The sequence below is a fragment of the Streptomyces sp. AC627_RSS907 genome, assembly GCF_019049165.1.
Genome location: NZ_JAGMUE010001339.1, coordinates 1 through 911 on the forward strand (window position 1 = coordinate 1; position 911 = coordinate 911).

Consider the following 911-nt stretch of genomic DNA (forward strand, 5'->3'; position numbering starts at 1 on the left):
CCCTTGTGCGGCGCCGGCCGCAGCCCGAATACTTCCGGGCAGCGCTCGTCAGGGGGGACGTGAAGCGTGGCGGAAGCGTCGTGTAGCTGTGCCGTGCCGTGCCGGCCGGGCAGCCGTACCCCCGTGGCCGTGCCACCCGGGGCCCGGCGCGGCAGCCGGCCCACGACTTCCCCGGAGGAAGAGTTGAGGAACACCCGCACCACGCTCCGCTCCCGCCCGCGCGGACGCGTCCGCCTCATCGGCGTGACCTGCGGACTCGCCGCCGTCTCCGCGCTCGCGGTGCCGGCCGCCGGAGCCGCCACCGACGCGCCGGCCGCGCCCACCGCGGTCCGGGCGGCCACCGCGGGCGACGCGGTCCGCTCGGCGAACGTGCCCGGCACCGCCTGGTACGTCGACCAGGCCACCAACACCCTCGTCGTCACCGCCGACAGCACCGTCAGCCGGGCCGAGATATCCCGGCTCAGGCGCGCGGCGGGAGCGCACGCCGGCGCGATCCGCGTCGAGCGCACCCCTGGCACCTTCAACAAGCTCATCGCCGGTGGCGACGCCATCTACGCGGGCGACTGGCGCTGCTCGGCCGGGTTCAACGCGCGCAACGCCAAGGGCGAGTACTTCATCGTGACCGCCGGCCACTGCACCGACGGCAAGCCGCCCTGGTACACCACGTCGAACCACCGCACGAAGATCGGCGAGACCGTCGGGTCCAGCTTCCCCGGGAACGACTACGGCCTCATCCGCTACGACAACCGCTCCCTCAAGCACCCGGGGACCGTCAACCTGTACAACGGCTCGTCGCGCGACATCAAGAAGGCGGCCAACGCCACCGTCGGCCAGAAGGTCCAGCGCAGCGGCAGCACCACGGGGCTGCGCGGCGGCAAGGTCACCGGCCTGAACGCCACCGTCAACTACGG

Annotated in this window: 1 protein-coding gene; it reads left to right on the forward strand. The window is 73.4% G+C overall.

Annotation, left to right across the window (positions count from 1 at the left end; genetic code table 11):
• Positions 1–183: 183 nt before the first annotated feature.
• Positions 184–911: S1 family peptidase (locus KUM32_RS41805; RefSeq protein ID WP_217146840.1), on the forward strand; the 728-nt coding region annotated here is incomplete at its 3' end.